Genomic DNA, 14,743 nt, shown 5'->3' with positions numbered 1-14,743 from the left:
TGTTGCCCTCGCTGTCCCACAGGTGTACGCCCTTCGCCTCGGTGATGATGCGCGGGCCCTTCTCGTGCAGCTGGCGGTAGTCGCTGAAGGGCGCCAAATGGTGGGCCCGGCTCAGAGCCTGCCAGTGCGCGGTTTTCGAGTTGTTCATGTCGCCTCCTTCGATCCGTGACATCACAGGTACCAGCGGTATTCGCGCGGGCTGATGTCGTGCATGAAGGCCAGGTGATCCTGGCGTTTGTTCTCGCAATAGACCATGACGAATTCACTGCCGAGACCGGCAGCGACCTGCTCGCTGGCCTGCATGCGGCGTACTGCTTCGAGCATGTCTTTGGGGAATTCGATACCGCTCTGGCGGTTCTCGTTAAGCGGTGCAATGGGCTCCTGAGCCGCATCAAATCCGTGCTCGATACTGGTCAGCAGCGCCGCCAGCACCAGATAGGGGTTGGCATCGGCGCCGGGCAGGCGGAACTCCAGACGCAGGTTGCGTGCATCCGACTCAGGTATACGTACACAGGCATCGCGATCCTCGAAGCCCCAACTGGCCTTGCTGGCCGAGTTGACCTGAGCACCGAAGCGCCGGTAACTGTTGTGGTTCGGCGCATAGACCGGCATCAACTCGGGCAGCAGCGCCAGGCAACCGGCCACTGCGTGACGCAGCAGACGCTGCTCGTCACGTGCCAGCAGGTTGTTGCCATTCTCATCGTAGAGACTGACATGGATATGCATGCCGCTTCCCGGGTATTGCAGATAGGGTTTGGCCATAAAGCTGGCGCGATGACCATGCTTGAGCGCTACTCCGCGGGTAAGCCGGCAGAACAATGCCGACCAGTCTGCCGCCTGCATCGGATCTGTGTTGTGGCCGAAGTTGATCTCGAACTGGCCCGGGCCGATCTCGGCAGTAATCACCGTAGTGTCGATGCCCTGCAGACGCGCAGTTTCACTGATATCGTCGAGCACATCGGCAAAGCGCGAGAGGCGCTCGATGTGCATGTTCGGCTGGTCGTCGGCATCACCGCTGAGCAGGTCGCGCGGATACTGTGGCAAACCATCCTTGAGCGCCTTGTCAAACAGATAGAACTCCAGCTCGAAAGCCACCACTGGACGGATGCCGCGCGCAGCAAGACGCTGCACCACCCGCGCCAGCACCTCGCGCGGCTCGAACTCGATGGGGGCCGCGGTGCCATCGGAGCTGATCAGCATCTGCCCCAGCGGCTGGCGCTCCCAGTTGACCAGCTTTAGCGTACCCGGGATCAGGCGCCGCGGCGCATCCGGATCACCGTCATGGAAACAGTAGTCGCCGATCTCGTAGAGCCCCCCCTGGGCACCGAGCAGCACGCAGTTCTGCGGCAGCTTCAGCACGCTGCCGGCAGCGACCTTCTCCAACATCTCGACGGGATAGCGTTTGCCATAGAAGTGCCCCGGGATGTCCAGACAGATCAGGTCGACAAAACGCACCTCCGGATACGTCTGGCGGAACTGGCGGACTTCTTCAAGCAACTCGACTCGTGTGGCATTCATTGTGATTGTTTCCGGTTCACGAAAAGGTTCAGGTGTAGACCCACAACACCCGCGTCAGGGTGTCGCCCTGATTGGCGTAGCGCAGGCGCGCATAACTTGGTATCTGGAAGGCATCGCCCGGGTACAGCGTGGTGCAGCTCTCTTCCTCACCCAACCACATGGTCAGTTGACCCTCCAGCACATAGCCCCCTTGCTCGGAGCGGTCGCTCATTTGTCGCTCACCACTGCTTGCACCTGGCTCAAGCACGCTCTCAAGCAGGGTGAAGGTTCCCTGCAGAGTCGGCGAAGCCATGATGTCGGTGATGCCGCCTGCAAGGTACAGGGTGCGCCGCTCACCCGGTCGGGTGACCCAGTGCAACGCCTTGGCTTTTGGCAAGTTGTAGAAATAGTTGGTGGGCACATCGAGCGCTTCGCTGATGGCCGTCAGGTCAGCCATGGTCGGACGCGACAAGCCACGCTCAACCTGCGAGAGAAAGCCAACAGAGCGGCCGATGCGCTCGGCCAGTTCGTTCAGGGTGACCTTCTTGTGCTTGCGCAGGTCATGAATGAGGATGGCCAGCGCAGCCATTTCGTCATGCTTGTCCATATCGGAAAGTGCTCGCTTCAAAAGTAGTCAAGCAGGCGGTACCAGGCCTTGCCAATCGCCTCCAGCGGTGCGGCCAGACGCTCTCCAAAGGGGAAGTCGGGGTTACGCAGTTGCTGGTACAACGCCAGCTCATCGCCCTGACCGAGGATGGCATCGGTCACTGCGCGGGCTGCTGCCATAGTTGGCAATACGCCGTGCCCGGAAAAACCCTGCAGCCAGTAGCGCCCACCTTCGCCACCAATATCCGGGGTTCGGGCACGGGTGACATCGATATGTCCACCCCAGGCAAACTCGATGGATACACCGGCCAGTTGCGGAAACACCCGTTCCAGGAACGGTCGGGTTGCCGCCGCCATATCCTTGGGCAGCCCCCCCAGGTAAGTACAGCCGCCGCCGAACAACAAACGGTGATCCGGGGTACGACGGAAGTAATCGAGCACAAACTGATTGTCAGTAATGCAGGCATTGCGCGGCAGTAGCGCTGCGGCGCGCTCAGCGCCCAAGGGTGCGGTGGCTACCTGATAAGTACCTACCGGCAGGATGCGTCGGGCCAGACGCGGCTCCAGGCGATCGATATAGGTATTGCATGCCAGAATCAGCCGATCGGCCTGTACGCTACCCTGTCCGGTGCGCACCCTATAGCCACCTGCATGGGGCTCCTGGCTCAGGGCCTGACTGAGCTCAAAGATCTGCCCTCCGGCACGAACGAAGGCCTCAGCCAGCCCAAGTGCCAGCTTAAGCGGGTTGAGGTGACCGGCCTGCGGATCATAGAGACCGGCGCAATAACGCTCACTGGCAACCCAGTCGGCAATCTGCTCGCGTCCAACGAACTGCAGCTGATCATGCCCCCAGCGCAGCGCAGCTTCTTCCTGCCACTCGCGCAGCATGCCGACACGACGAGGCAGTACCGCAGTCCAGAGGTGCCCCGGCCGGTAGTCACAGTCGAATCCATAGCGCTGTGGCAACTCACGAATCTCAGTGGCAGCCCAGGCCACGCTGTCCCAAAGGCGCTTGGCACGCTCGATGCCAAGCGCCTTTTCCAACGGATCCGTATCGCAGGACCAGCCGAGAATCGCCTGACCACCATTACGCCCTGAAGCGGCCCAGGCTACTCGGCTGGCCTCCAGTATCACCACACTCAGCCCAGCTTCGGCCAGGCGCAAGGCACAGTGCAAACCACTGAAGCCGGCACCTATCACTGCTACATCGCAGCGCAGATCTGCCTGCAGGATCGGATAGTTCTTCAGTCGATCCTGGCAGACATGGGCATAATAGCTTTCGACATGCGTACTAGCCTGGCGAAACATAGCAATCTCATGAAATTTTTAATAATTAATTTCATGAAAAAATATAAAAATAAATTCACAAAAGCAAGTCCTACGCCCTGGTCACCCACACTCCAAAGCATCAAGCCTGAGCTCCGCTGCATTTGCTTAAAGAAATATCGAACGAGCCGTCTATGAATTTGTGCAGACTCGCCATATCGCTCCGGACAGCCAATGATTGCCAGCACCATTCAATACCGGAGCTGGTAGGGCTGCTCATGTGGCAATATCGCCAGCCTGCGCCAGGCTAGGCAGGCGATATTCTGAGGCTGAGCGCTAGAGCCCCATTTGCTTGGAGATAATCTCGTTCATGATCTCTCGGGTGCCGCCACCAATGGAGAGAATGCGGTTGTCGCGGTACAGACGCTCAACCCGGCTCTCGCGCATAAAGCCCATGCCACCGAGGATTTGTGTGGCGTCGTAGACCATACGGTCGGAAACGTCAGTGGCAAAGTTCTTGGCCATGGAGATTTCCTTGACCACATTCTTGCCTGCCGCCATCTTCGCCGCCTGCCGGTAAGTGAACTCGCGCGACACCTCCAGCTGGGTAGCCATCTCCGCCAGGCGATGCTTGAGTACCTGGAACTTGTGGATCGGTTTACCGAAAGCCTTGCGTTCACGCGCCCAGGCCAGGGCATCCTCCAGCGCCATTTCCGAGGTGACATTGGCCATCAGAGCCAGCGCCAGGCGCTCACTCTGAAAATTGGCCATGATCCCTGCAAAACCCATGTTCTCCATGCCGATCAGGTTTTCCACCGGCACCCGACAGTCGTCAAAGAACAACTCGGCAGTATCCGAGCACCACCAGCCCATCTTCTTCAGCTTGCGACCAACGCTGAAGCCCGGCGTGTCCTTCTCCACCAGCAAGAGACTGATGCCGGAGAAACCCTCCCCACCGGTGCGCACCGCCACGGTGTAATAGTCAGCACGGGTTCCACTGGTAATAAAGGTCTTGCTGCCCGTGACCCGATAATAGTCGCCGTCGCGAACCGCGCGGGTCTTCAGGTTGGCCACATCGGAACCACCACCCGGCTCGGTAATGGCCAGGGCGATAATCTTGTCGCCGGCCAGCACTTCAGGCACCACTCGATCGCGGATATGCGGCTTGGCCCACTTGAGCACCGGCGGCAAGCCGATATCCAGCGAGCACAGGCTGGAGACCAACCCCGTCGAACTACTGCGAATCAGCTCTTCACTGACAGCTATCTTGGCGAACAGATCGCCCTCGTGACTTCCACCCAAATGCTCGGGGAAGCCGATGCCAAGGATGCCCGCGTCACCCGCCTTCTTGTACAGCTCGCGGGGAAATTCCTCAGCCTCCTCCCATTCATCGATAAACGGCAGGATCTCCCGCTCGACGAAACGCCGGACGGAATCGCGAACCAGTTGGTGAGACTCATCGAAATAGGTTTGCAGGACGGCCATGTGCAGACTCCCGTTATTGTTTTTAGCCACCCTAACCTAGCGCTTGCTTGGTTTTCAAGCGATCGTTTGATTTTCCTCCTGAGAATGCTCCAGGAAAAGGACGCACGAAGGCCCATCTAGTCAGCGATAAGCACTGACAGACATTGGGTATCAGAGATACAAGGCTGCCGGAATCAGCTAATAGGAAGTGGGTAAAGGACTACAGACTGATCGGTCGGCGCCCGGCCAGAGCGTGGGCCAGGGTACCGCCATCGACCAGCTCCAGCTCACCACCCAGCGGCATGCCATGAGCGATGCGCGAAGCGACTACCCCCTTGCCAGCAAGAATCTGCGCGATGTAATGAGCGGTGGCTTCACCTTCCACCGTCGGATTGGTGGCCAAGATCACTTCACTGAAAGCACCTGCGTCAATGCGTTCCAGCAATTCGGGAATACCGATGACCTCTGGGCCAAGACCATCAAGCGGCGAAAGATGCCCCTTGAGCACGAAATAGCGTCCGCGGTAACCCGTTTGCTCCACCGCATGTACGTCCATCGGACCCTCCACCACACACAGCAGGCTGTCATCACGACTGGTGTCCAGGCAAAGCCGGCAGAGTTCGTCCTCGCTCAGACTGCGACAGCGCTTGCAGTGCCCAACACCCTCCATCGCCGCATTGAGCGCCTGAGCCAGACGTAGGCCACCGCTGCGATCACGCTCAAGCAGTTGCAGCGCCATGCGCTGCGCAGTCTTCTGCCCCACGCCGGGCAGGATGCGCAGGGAGTCGATCAACTGGCGGATCAGAGGGCTGAAGCTCATGGCATTCCTACAGGGAGAAGGTCATAAACAAATCGCGAAACGCCTGGCACTATTCGACGGCCAGGCGCCCGTGAGGCAAGGATCAGAACGGCATCTTGAAGCCTGGCGGCAATTGCAGACCGGCCGTCATGCCAGCCATCTTTTCCTGGCTGTTCTGCTCAACCTTGCGCACCGCGTCATTGACCGCTGCAGCAATCAGGTCCTCCAGCACTTCCTTGTCTTCCTGCATCAGGCTGTCGTCCAGAGTGATACGCTTGACGTCGTGACGACCGGTCATCACCACGCTGACCAAGCCGGCACCGGACTGACCGGTTACCTCGGCATTAGCCAGTTCTTCCTGCATTTTCTGCATCTTTTCCTGCATCTGCTGGGCCTGTTTCATCAGGCCAGCCATGCCACCTTTCATCATGTCGGTATCCTCGGTATCGGGGTTAACTGGAAGTGTCGATTGGCTCAATGCTGTCTTCACGGATCTTCGCGGCGAACTGCTGGATCATCTGCTGTACCAGCGGATCGGCATGGATCGAAGCCTCGGCACTGCGCTGGCGCTCGGCACGGCGACGTGCGGCAGCCTGAGCCGGTGTTTCCTGCTCGGGTTTGTGCAATTCGATGCGCAACCTGATAGTGCGCCCCTGCTGCTGATTGAGCGCTTCATTCAGGCGGCGCTGCTGAGTCGGATTGAACAGCGCACTGTGCGCCGGATCCAGATGCAGCAGCCAGTCCTCACCATTGGCCTCGACCAGCGTGCAGTTGGCCGCGATGCTGCCGGTCATGCCGCCCAGCCCCAGTTGCGGAAACAGCGCAAGCCACTCTGCCGCCAGCCCGGTGGCCGGCTTTGCTGCAAGCTGTGGTTCAGGCTCAGGTTCGGCGCGTACCATTTCGCCCGGCAGATCCAAGCCATAATCGAGCGAACCGCTGTCCATCTCGACGTAGTCGTAGTCGCCAGGAGGCGGCTCGTCATCATCGGAGGACTCTCCCTGCCCCATCTCGGCTGTGGCTTCGGCCGGCAGCGGTGGCACAGAGTGCGCTGGTGCAACCGATGCCGCCGTGACAGGCTCGGTATGCCATGGCACGTCCAACGGCTCGACAAACACTGCTGGCTCAGGCTCAGGCTCAGGCTCAGGCTCAGGCTCAGGCTCAGGCTCAGGCTCAGGCTCAGGCTCAGGCTCAGGCTCAGGCTCAGGCTCAGGCTCAGGCTCAGGCTCAGGCTCAGCAGGCAGCATAGCCACCGGTGGCTGTTCTGCAATATCGGATTCGGCCGGTTGCTCAGTTGCCGGCAGAGGAGCCTCTGCCACGGCCTCCGGCTGAACTGGAGCAGGCACTGGAGCCGGAGGAGCAGCAGAAATTACTGGAGCCGGTGCCGCCACGGCGGTGCCGGCCACTGGCGTTACCTGGGGATCAGCAGTGGCCTGGCTGATCCCCAGCGGCTTTAGCGTCACCCTGGGGGCATCCTCATCACCTGCTGGGCGGAATGCTAGCATTCGCAGTAGCACCATCTCGAAACCACTGCGCGGCTCGGGTGCCAGCGGCAGGTCGCGACGGCCAATCAGGCCCATCTGGTAGTAGAATTGCACATCCTCAGCCGGCAGCGCCTGAGCCAGTTGCAGCACGCGCTCACGGTCGCCCTGACCATTGTCCACTGCCTCCGGCAACGCCTGGGCAATGGCCACTCGGTGCAGCACATTGAGCATTTCTGCCAGCACACCATTCCAGTCCGGCCCCTGCTCGGCCAGGTGACGCACCGCCTCGATCAGGCCGCGCGCATCTCCTTCGATCAGCGCCTGCAACACGCCGTAGACCTGACCATGATCGAGCGTGCCAAGCATGGCCCGAACATCAGCTGCCAGCACCCGGCCTTCGCCAAAGGCAATAGCCTGATCGGTCAGGCTCATGGCATCGCGCATCGAGCCATCGGCAGCCCGCCCCAGCAGCCACAGAGCATCCTCCTCAAAGGGGACGTTCTCGGCACTCAGGACATGCTTGAGATGCTCGACCACCCGCTCCGGCGGCATATTCTTCAGCGAAAACTGCAGGCAACGCGACAACACGGTGACCGGCAGCTTCTGCGGATCGGTGGTGGCAAGCAGGAATTTGACGTGCGGTGGCGGCTCTTCCAGCGTCTTGAGCAGAGCGTTGAACGAACTGGTGGAAAGCATGTGCACTTCGTCGATCAGGTAGACCTTGAAGCGACCACGACTGGGCGAGTACTGCACGTTGTCCAGCAGCTCGCGGGTATCCTCGACCTTGGTACGGCTGGCGGCGTCCACTTCGATCAGGTCGACAAAGCGTCCTTCGTCAATCTCCCGACATACCGAGCAGGTACCGCAGGGCGTGGAGCTGATGCCAGTCTCGCAGTTCAGGCATTTGGCGATGATCCGCGCAATGGTGGTCTTGCCCACGCCGCGGGTACCGGTAAACAGGTAGGCATGATGCAAACGCTGGCTGTCCAGTGCGTTGATCAAAGCCTTGAGCACATGGGTCTGGCCGACCATTTCACGGAACGAGCGCGGACGCCATTTACGTGCAAGAACCTGATAACTCATGGAAAACCGTCGCGAGGGGTAAGCATCGAAGAGAACTAATCCTAGCGGAGCGACCGGCAAATTGCATCCGCCGACAATTGCCGCCGCTGAGGCGGCACGCCAGTTCCTAAATAAAGCTGGTTATTTCCTGAACAAAAATCTAAGATGTCGGCCGTTCGCAACACGCTGCAAGTCACCCGGCCTTCATGGCCTCTCGCAGGTTACGGTTCGTCGCACGGCCCTGAGCCCTGCCTGCACCGCCCCATCGACGACTGAACAGGACAACTCACCAGGGCTTCATCCCGGTGCTGTCTCGTTTCTGTTTCCCGGCGTACCGACCACGACGAAGAACCGTAACAATGGAACTTTATCGTGCCAAGCCAGCTCCGATCGTTGACTACAGAGCCCGATAACGATTTCGCTCCACCTGCCGGCCAAATCCGCGGTTGGTTTCGAGAGTGAAATGGCGTTACTGGTTCCTGGCCGCTCACGGCCTATCCAATGGAGCTTTACCAGGCGCATCGAAGCGCACTTGTTTTCAAGGAAAACCTTTTTATGAATACACAACATCAAATCCAGAAAGCCATACACACCCTTAGCCAGGCATTTGCCCCACTCGACTGCCGTATCCAAGCCACTCGCAAAGGCAACTTCAGCTTCACACTGGTCGATAACACCGGCATCGCCCACTACAGCCAGCGTCTGTATCGGGGGCAGTACAGCGATGAATCACTGCAACGAGTAATCGAACGAACCCGCCAATCGCTTACCGCCTGAACCAAGCGGCCATACCGGGGTCTAAAAAATCCCCTTCAGGATGGAGTCAGGTATGGAACTTACCAATCAGCAACTCGTCGACCGCCTCTTCACTCCCCTGCGTGCCCGTTTCAGCTCTCCACGCCCCGACGGCACCGTCATCCTAGCCCTGCTCGACGAAAGCGACAGCACCGTCTACAGCCGTGTTCTGGCCAAGCCGCAGATCGACGACCGGCATGCCTTCGCCGAAAGCCTGGAGGAAATACGCCTGGAGCTGGCTGTGCGCTCCGGCAATATCCCGGCCGATTTGCGCAAGGTACTCAAGGAGCAGGACAGCGTACTGAGCTATCGCACCCCCTGATCCCCCCGACTCTGCAAGACAAAAAGAAAAGCCCGCACTCTTTCGAATGCGGGCTTTTTCATGCCGCGGAATCAGTGCGAACCTGGAGCCTGGCCTGTAGACAGTCCGGTCACCGACACTGCCGCAGCTCTCTCCTCCTCATACAGAGCCCGTACCAGGCCATAACAGATGAGTAGCAGTACCACGGAGAACGGCAGAGCCGCCACGATAGTCGCCGCCTGCAAGCCTTGCAAACCGCCGGCCAGCAGCAGCACGCCGGCCAGTACGCCCAGCCCGATTCCCCAAATTACCCGGTAGCGGCATGGCGGGCTTGGATCCCCCATGGACAGAATGGTGCAAATCACCAGGGTGGCCGAGTCTGCTGAGGTGACAAACCAGCTGGCGATCATCAGCGTGGCCAGGGCAGCCATCGCCATGGTCGCCCAGTCCACCCCGAGCCCTTCGATGGTTTTATACAGCACCATGGTCAGGTCGTTACTGGCAACGCTGGCCAGATCGACATTGTTGAGCTGCAGATGCACTCCTGTGCCACCCATGATCACGATCCACAGGAAGGCTCCCAGAGTGGCCGAAAGCATTCCACCCACAACCACCTGACGCACGGTACGGCCACGGGAGATACGGGCAATAAACATGCCCACGAACGGTCCCCAAGACAGCCACCAGCCCCAGTAGAAGATGGTCCACCAACCCTGCCACTGGCGCTCCGGCTGCGGATCCGTCCAGAGCCCCATGGGTATGAAGTGAGCGAGGTAATCACCGATGCTCGTGGCATACAGGCCCAACAGGAAAAGGGTTGGCCCGGCCAATAGCAGAAACAGGAACAGCGCACTGCTCAACCGAATGTTCCATCGACTGAGCCAGAGGATCCCCCGCCCGACGCCCGAGACAGCTGACAACGTAGCCACCACAGAGGTCAGCGCAATTAACAGCAACTGATTGGTGAGCGACAGCTCCCAGCCCAACATGTAACTGAGCCCGGCATTCATCTGCGAAACGCCCAACCCGAGCGTGGTAGCAGTACCAAACAGGGTGCTGAAAATCGCCAGTAGATCAACCGCATGCCCTAACGGCCCATAGATACGCTCACCGAGGAGTGGATAAAGCGCCGAGCGAACGGTCAGTGGCAGACCATGGCGATAGGTGAAGTAGGCCAGGATCAGGCCGACCATGATATAGACAGCCCAACCATGTAGCCCCCAGTGGAACATGGTGATGCGCAGCGCCATCTGACCGGCCTCCATGCTGCCCGGCTCCACCCCGGCCATTTCCATAAAGGGGTTGCCCTGCATGTGCATCAGCGGCTCGGCAATACTCCAGAACAACAGCCCGGTACCGACGGCCGCGCTGAACAGCATGGCGAACCAGGAATAGTTGCCGAACTCCGGGCGCTCGTCGTCCCTGCCCAAGCGCAGTGCCCCGAAGCGGCTCAAGCCCACCCAGCAGGTAAAGCCCAGCACCCCACTGACTATCGCAACGTAATACCAGCCGAGGGATCGCTCGATCCAGGCCTTAGCGCCGGTGTACAGCGAATTGGCCAACTCCGCATTGCTCACGGTGAAGATCACGAAGGCAAACACCATGGCCAGGGAGGCGATTGCCATGGTTGGACTGACTCCCGCGAACCAGCGTTCGAGGAGGGATTGAGGGCGTACGCTCACGAGCGTCTCCTTTGTTTTTGTTGTGCAACCGATCTGAAAGCGCCAGCTGGAACATCTCCGCGCAAGCTTCACGAGCCATCCAGACGACGGCACGCAGCGCTTGCCGAATCTATCCTGGCTCGCGATATATTATGGTATACCATCAACCAAAATACACATTCAATCATTCAGCACCATCGATTATCACCTCGCCCGGTAGATGAAAGAAGGCACTGCCAAATGCTTGACTTGCGTCATTGGTATTATGGTATACCATGATACGAACACACCAACATGCTTAGGAGCGCATCGTCCATGAGTTTCGAAATTCGCAAGATCGTCACCTTCCTCGAAGAGACCCGCATCGAGGGTGGCAAGGCTGCCGAACGCCCGGTGACGATGGCGGGTCTGGCAGTTGTGATCAAGAACCCCTGGATCGGCCGCGGCTTTGTCGATGACCTCAAGCCGGAAATCAGAGACAACTGCTCCGAACTCGGTGCCTTGATGGTCGAGCGCCTGACTGCGGCCATCGGTGGCGCCGACAAGATCGAAGCCTACGGCAAGGCTGCGGTGGTCGGTGCAGATGGTGAAATCGAACATGCCTCGGCAGTGATCCACACCCTACGTTTCGGCAACCACTATCGCGATGCAGTGCAGGCCAAGAGCTACCTGAGCTTTACCAACAAGCGCGGCGGCCCCGGAACTTCGATCCAGATCCCGATGATGCATAAGGATGACGAAGGCCTGCGCTCGCACTACATCACCCTGGAGATGCAAATAGAAGACGCTCCGCGTGCCGATGAAATCATCGTGGTACTGGGCGCAGCCGACGGCGGTCGCATTCATCCGCGCATTGGTAACCGCTACCTCGATCTGCAGGAACTGGCTGCCGAGCAGGCTCAGTAATGTCAACCACGGGCAGGAGCACGCAATGATTCGGCTCACCGCTGAACGTACGCCGGCCGGCACCAGTTACCTGGCGACTGGCCAGGGCCATCCTGTGGTGCTGATCCATGGGGTCGGCCTCAACAAGGAAATGTGGGGCGGGCAGATCGTCGGCCTGGCTCCGCACTTCCAGGTCATTGCCTATGACATGCTGGGTCATGGCGACAGTCCTCGCCCGGCACCGGGTACCAGCCTGGAAGGCTATGCGGAGCAGCTCCGCGAATTGGTAGAGCATCTTGGCCTGGAGCGCGTCAGCGTGATCGGCTTCTCCATGGGGGGGCTGGTCGCACGCGCCTTCGCCCTGCACCACCCGCAGCTACTGGACAGCCTGGTGATTCTCAACAGCGTATTCAACCGCAGTGCCGAACAGCGCGCTGGAGTCATCGCCCGTACCCGCCAGGCGGCGGAGCACGGCCCGGACGCCAATGCCGAGGCGGCGCTATCGCGCTGGTTTAGCCAGGAATACCAGGCCGCCAACCCGGCTCAGATCGCCGCCATCCGTCAGACCCTTGCCAGCAACGATCCGCAAGGGTATCTGACCACTTACGAGCTATTCGCCACCCAGGACATGTACCGGGTCGAAGACCTGGCCAGTATTCAGGCTCCGACACTGATCGCCACTGGCGAACTGGATCCGGGATCGACGCCGGAAATGGCTCACCAACTGGCCGGCCACATTCCCGGCGCACGGGTCGCCATACTCAACGAACAGCGACACATGATGCCGGTGGAGTCGCCGCGTCTGGTCAACCAGATGCTGCTGGAGTTCCTGCAGCAGGCCCGAACCATCCAGAATCAGACAAAGGGGATCGTCGCATGACCCTCGCACGCTTCAAGATGTGCATCGACGGACAGTGGGTCGACGCCCTGTCCGGCAAGACCTTCAAGAGCCTCGACCCGTCCTCGGCCGAGGCCTGGGCTGAGCTGCCAGACGCCGACCAAGCTGACGTGGAACAAGCGGTACAAGCGGCCCAGAAGGCCTTTGAAAACCCAGCCTGGCGTAACCTAAGCGCCACTGGTCGAGGCAAGCTGCTGCGTCGCCTGGGCGACCTGATTGCTGACAACAAGGAACATTTGGCGCAGTTGGAAAGCCGTGACAACGGCAAGCTGATCCGTGAAACCCGGGGCCAGGTGAACTATCTTCCGGAATTTTTCCATTACACCGCCGGGCTGGCCGACAAGCTTGAAGGCGGCACGCTGCCACTCGATAAGCCGGACATGTTCGCCTACACCACCCACGAACCACTCGGCGTGGTGGCCGGCATCATCCCCTGGAACAGCCCGCTGTATCTCACCGCGATCAAACTGGCACCAGCCCTGGCCGCCGGCAATACCATTGTCCTAAAGCCGTCTGAACACGCCTCTGCCACCATTCTTGAACTGGCTCGCCTGGCACTGGAGGCCGGCTTCCCGGCCGGGGTGGTGAACGTTGTCACTGGGTTTGGGCCTAGCACTGGTGCTGCCCTCACCCGCCATCCCCTGGTACGCAAGATTGCCTTTACCGGCGGCGCGGCCACGGCGCGCCACGTGGTGCGCAGCAGTGCCGAGAACTTCGCCCGGTTGTCGCTGGAACTGGGCGGCAAGTCGCCCAATATCATTTTTGCCGATGCCGACCTGGACAGTGCCATCAACGGTGCAGTCGCCGGCATCTACGCGGCATCCGGTCAGAGCTGCGTTGCCGGCTCGCGCCTGCTGGTGCAGGAGGATATCTACGACGACTTCGTCGAACGCCTGATCGAACGCGCCAGCCGTATCCGCATCGGCAATCCGCAGGACGACGCCAGCGAAATGGGGCCGATGGCAACCGCCCAGCAATTGGCAGTGGTCGAAGGCCTGGTGGCCGATGCCCTGGCCGAAGGAGCACGCCTGCGTCTGGGAGGCAAACGTCCAGCCATCGATGCCAGGGGCTGGTACTACGAGCCGACACTGCTCGAATGCGACAGCCATTCGATGAAAATCATGCAGGAAGAGGTGTTTGGCCCGGTGGCCTCGGTGATCCGTTTCAAGGACGAGGCACAGGCATTGGCCATGGCCAACGACTCACAGTTCGGCCTGGCCGCCGGAATCTGGACACGCGACCTGGGCCGCGCTCACCGTATGGCCAAAGGCGTGCGCTCCGGTATCGTCTGGGTCAATACCTATCGAGCCGTTTCCGCCATGGCCCCAATCGGCGGCTTCAACAATAGCGGCTACGGTCGCGAAAGCGGCATCGACTCGGTGCTGGCCTACACAGAACTGAAGACGGTATGGATCAACCTCTCGCAGGAGCCCATGCCCGATCCCTTCGTCATGCGCTGAGAGACTTCTTCATGATCGAACCCGGTATTTATAAAGAAGTGATGGGCTCCTTCCCTTCCGGTGTCACTGTGGTGACCACTCTGGATCGGGAAGGGGGCATCGTCGGCATTACCGCCAGCGCCTTCAGTGCCTTGTCCATCGACCCGGCGCTGGTGCTGTTCTGTCCCAACTATGCCTCCGACACCTATCCGGTACTACGCGATAGCAAGCAGTTCGCCATTCACCTGCTGTGTGCAGATCAGAAAGCTGAAGCCTATGCCTTCGCCGGTAAGGGCAAGGACAAAGCCAAAGGCATCGAGTGGCGCCTCAGCGAAAGAGGCAACCCACTGCTACTGAAGTCGACCGCCATTATTGAGTGCGAGCTGTGGCGCGAGTATGACGGTGGCGATCACGCCATTATCGTCGGCGAGGTGAAGAATCTGATCCTTCCCGAGCAGGACGTAATCCCTATGGTCTACCACCGCGGCAAACTCGGCGCCCTGCCGGAGCTTGCCTGACACTTTCCCGGGCTGCTCCATCCCCTCCTCGGCAGCGGCCCCTTTTTATTCGATCCGGCAGCAGCCACACC

The 14,743-nt window shown here is 59.9% G+C and carries 14 protein-coding genes and 1 pseudogene; 6 read left to right on the top strand and 9 right to left on the bottom strand.

Going from position 1 to position 14,743, the window contains the following annotated elements; genetic code table 11:
• The 8 genes and pseudogenes from NCCP436_RS16415 to dnaX all read right to left on the bottom strand — a co-directional run.
• Positions 1-148, bottom strand: a pseudogene (locus tag NCCP436_RS16415) (aspartate aminotransferase family protein); the annotation flags it as partial.
• Positions 149-171: 23 nt separating this feature from the next.
• Positions 172-1,518 (bottom strand): glutamine synthetase family protein, encoded by a 1,347-nt coding sequence (locus NCCP436_RS16410; RefSeq protein ID WP_220805042.1) that lies wholly within the window; start codon positions 1,516-1,518, stop codon positions 172-174.
• A gap of 28 nt (positions 1,519-1,546) precedes the next feature.
• Positions 1,547-2,104: a helix-turn-helix domain-containing protein gene (locus tag NCCP436_RS16405; protein ID WP_220805041.1), complete on the bottom strand. Its 558-nt coding sequence runs from the start codon at positions 2,102-2,104 to the stop codon at positions 1,547-1,549.
• 17 nt (positions 2,105-2,121) lie between these two features.
• Entirely contained in the window at positions 2,122-3,411 is a 1,290-nt protein-coding gene (locus tag NCCP436_RS16400; protein ID WP_220805040.1) for an FAD-binding oxidoreductase, read from the bottom strand.
• Positions 3,412-3,705: 294 nt separating this feature from the next.
• Complete coding sequence (locus NCCP436_RS16395; protein WP_220805039.1) at positions 3,706-4,854, bottom strand: acyl-CoA dehydrogenase family protein; 1,149 nt, start codon at positions 4,852-4,854, stop codon at positions 3,706-3,708.
• A gap of 199 nt (positions 4,855-5,053) precedes the next feature.
• Positions 5,054-5,653, bottom strand: coding sequence for a recombination mediator RecR (gene recR / locus NCCP436_RS16390; RefSeq protein WP_220805038.1), 600 nt, complete (start codon positions 5,651-5,653; stop codon positions 5,054-5,056).
• An 82-nt stretch (positions 5,654-5,735) separates the two neighbouring features.
• The gene (locus NCCP436_RS16385) at positions 5,736-6,062 is read right to left on the bottom strand and encodes a YbaB/EbfC family nucleoid-associated protein (RefSeq protein WP_220805037.1); all 327 of its coding nucleotides are present in this window, start codon (positions 6,060-6,062) and stop codon (positions 5,736-5,738) included.
• 22 nt (positions 6,063-6,084) lie between these two features.
• The gene (dnaX, locus tag NCCP436_RS16380) at positions 6,085-8,196 is read right to left on the bottom strand and encodes a DNA polymerase III subunit gamma/tau (protein WP_220805036.1); all 2,112 of its coding nucleotides are present in this window, start codon (positions 8,194-8,196) and stop codon (positions 6,085-6,087) included.
• 534 nt (positions 8,197-8,730) lie between these two features.
• Between dnaX and NCCP436_RS16375 the strand changes: the two genes are divergently transcribed.
• Positions 8,731-8,952: a hypothetical protein gene (locus tag NCCP436_RS16375; protein WP_220805035.1), complete on the top strand. Its 222-nt coding sequence runs from the start codon at positions 8,731-8,733 to the stop codon at positions 8,950-8,952.
• Positions 8,953-9,004: 52 nt separating this feature from the next.
• Entirely contained in the window at positions 9,005-9,292 is a 288-nt protein-coding gene (locus NCCP436_RS16370; RefSeq protein ID WP_220805034.1) for a DUF3509 domain-containing protein, read from the top strand.
• Positions 9,293-9,363: 71 nt separating this feature from the next.
• Here NCCP436_RS16370 and NCCP436_RS16365 read toward each other — a convergent pair whose 3' ends face one another.
• Complete coding sequence (locus NCCP436_RS16365; protein ID WP_259651513.1) at positions 9,364-10,896, bottom strand: BCCT family transporter; 1,533 nt, start codon at positions 10,894-10,896, stop codon at positions 9,364-9,366.
• 351 nt (positions 10,897-11,247) lie between these two features.
• On the opposite strand from NCCP436_RS16365, the gene NCCP436_RS16360 reads away from it, so the two are divergent.
• The 4 genes from NCCP436_RS16360 to NCCP436_RS16345 are packed head-to-tail and all read left to right on the top strand — an operon-like array spanning position 11,248 to position 14,672.
• Positions 11,248-11,838 (top strand): amino acid synthesis family protein, encoded by a 591-nt coding sequence (locus NCCP436_RS16360; protein WP_220805032.1) that lies wholly within the window; start codon positions 11,248-11,250, stop codon positions 11,836-11,838.
• Positions 11,839-11,863: 25 nt separating this feature from the next.
• Positions 11,864-12,697: an alpha/beta fold hydrolase gene (locus tag NCCP436_RS16355; protein ID WP_220805031.1), complete on the top strand. Its 834-nt coding sequence runs from the start codon at positions 11,864-11,866 to the stop codon at positions 12,695-12,697.
• A complete protein-coding gene (locus tag NCCP436_RS16350; protein ID WP_220805030.1) occupies positions 12,694-14,175 on the top strand; it encodes an aldehyde dehydrogenase in 1,482 nt (493 codons plus the stop codon). Before NCCP436_RS16355 ends, NCCP436_RS16350 begins: the two co-directional genes overlap by 4 nt.
• A gap of 11 nt (positions 14,176-14,186) precedes the next feature.
• Positions 14,187-14,672, top strand: a complete 486-nt coding sequence (locus NCCP436_RS16345; RefSeq protein WP_220805029.1) for a flavin reductase family protein — start codon at positions 14,187-14,189, stop codon at positions 14,670-14,672.
• Positions 14,673-14,743: the final 71 nt, after the last annotated feature.

It is taken from the genome of Pseudomonas sp. NCCP-436 (assembly GCF_019656335.1).
Lineage (GTDB): Bacteria > Pseudomonadota > Gammaproteobacteria > Pseudomonadales > Pseudomonadaceae > Aquipseudomonas.
This window is presented reverse-complemented; position numbering and strand designations above follow the sequence as displayed.